We start from the raw sequence: 1,222 nt of genomic DNA, 5'->3' as shown, positions 1-1,222 counted from the left end.
CCGTGGAAGGCGGGGGTGGGTAGCGGAAGGAGAGGACCTGAACAACTAAGGAGCCGCAAGAGAGAGATACTGCGAGTCGAAGGGCTCCCCGAAAGTAGTGCCAACTAATCTTGTCCTTGCGAGACAAAGTCGGATGCAGAGCCCTTCTTCGTCGGGGTTGCCCTCGATTGAATTGGCGCAGTCCTACCGCCCGCTCTTCCGCAAGAGCGAGCGCCGGCTGCGCGGCATGTGCGACGTTCCATCGTCGTACTTGCAGCTGAACGCCGCTTCGTCTGGGCCGCATGACCATCCCCTCTGACCCGGTCCCAGGCCAGGTGCGGGTCATCAGGGCAGGAAGTCGAGCAGGTCGGGCAGTGCGCTGGTGACCTCAGCACGCAGGTGAGCGGAGTGTCGGCGCAGGACGTTCCCCCAGTGCTTCTCGCACACGACGACGTCGCAGTAGGCGGCCGCCGTGCCCAGAGCGGTGATGTCGTTGAGGTCGTTGCGGTGCCAGCGGAAGTTGGGGTCCTCGTGGCCCGTCATCCTCATGCGGCACACGGCGCCCTTCGCGGGGAGTGACAGCATGAAGTCCGTTAGGAACTCCCGGTCCGCTCTACCGGTCAGATCGATCCCTACAGCGGGTGCGAGTATTTTCGCCATCGCCCAAGCGTCCTGCGCCTCTTGAGCCAGGACGAAACGGTGTGCGCGGTCCCGGTCATGGCCCCACTCCTGCAGCTGGCCTGCAGTCTCTAGCTCCATGGCGAGCTGCCGATCCGCGTATTCCCGCGTTGGGAGAGCGATCCGGCCGTGGGGAAGTTCTTGTTCCGGTCCGGCGAGGAGCTCAGTCTCGCCGTACTCCCGGAGGCCCTTCGCGCCCCAGGGCCCGAAGACGCTGGAGGGTGTCGGCCCGCCGTCGGTAGCGTTCCCGAAGGCGTGCTCCGCTCCCCGGCCGAAGATCTTCTCGAGGGGCACCGGGCGTTCCGGAAGCCCTCCGGTCCTCGCGAGCTGGGCGTGGACCTCATCCTCGAGGAGGTCAGGTGCGCCGGCGATGGCGTTGAACCTGGAGACCAGCGCCATGAACTGGCCGAGACGTCGTCTGCTTGCTGGGTCACGACGGTGGTACGTCTCCTCGTAGTGCGCCGAGGACAGGACGAACGTAGCGCTGCCGTCGGCGGACGCTTGCAGCACGCGCGACAGCACCTCGCCTACTGTCGCGTCGTCGCTCATGCCGTGGTGCTGCTGG

1 pseudogene is annotated in these 1,222 nt (G+C 66.0%); it reads right to left on the bottom strand.

The features are described 5' to 3' along the window. Window positions 1–324: 324 nt before the first annotated feature. Window positions 325–1,222 (bottom strand): annotated as a pseudogene (locus G9H71_RS22780) (hypothetical protein); the annotation flags it as partial.

Source organism: Motilibacter deserti (genome assembly GCF_011250635.1).
Lineage (GTDB): Bacteria > Actinomycetota > Actinomycetes > Motilibacterales > Motilibacteraceae > Motilibacter_A > Motilibacter_A deserti.
Note: the sequence above shows the minus strand (reverse complement) of the source record. Positions and strands in the feature narration are given on the sequence as shown.